The organism is Vibrio sp. 2132-1, from assembly GCF_033344315.1.
The window spans coordinates 1-573 of sequence record NZ_JAWPON010000639.1 but is presented as its reverse complement, the minus strand read 5'-3'; the positions used below and the strand labels follow the sequence as shown (position 1 = coordinate 573).

General features: G+C 45.7%; 1 pseudogene. It reads right to left on the bottom strand.

Going from position 1 to position 573, the window contains the following annotated elements:
- Positions 1 to 479, bottom strand: a pseudogene (locus R8N47_RS27125) (translocation/assembly module TamB); the annotation flags it as partial.
- Positions 480 to 573: the final 94 nt, after the last annotated feature.

Sequence of the window (573 nt, the reverse complement as noted above, 5' to 3'; positions counted from 1 at the left end):
CAATCAATCTGATTGCCTAACACATTGACGTTGATGTCATTAAAGCTGACTTTATTGACAAAAATTGGCACTGGCGTGCTGATAGAACGCAGCGGTGGTGTTTCTTCTTCAGGCTCTTCACTGGCAGGTGGCAATTCTGGCATTTGGAAGTTAACACCTTGCAGCGCCAGTTCATCAACACACACTTTTGGGTCAAAGAAACAGCGGAAGTTAATCGCCAACGCAAGGCGCTCGACTTTCGCATCAATATGTAAAGACTCATCAACAAAGCTGACATTTTGCAGTGCAAAACGAGGGAATAGCGAACCTTGAATGCTCTCGACTTTGAGTTGAGGTAAGGCTTTCTCTGCGCCCCAAATCGCCAACTTCAATCCTGGATGGGTAAACAGTACCGTTGCGACAAAAATAGTGATTAACAACAGCAGACCAATCAAACTTAGTGATAACCACTTGGTCCACTTAAACATCTTTTTGATCATAGCTCAGGCCCCAAAGAGAAGTGGATGCGGAATTCGTTGTTTGGCTTTTCATCCAGCCCCCACGCAAAGTCGAAGCTTACCGGTCCCACAGGTG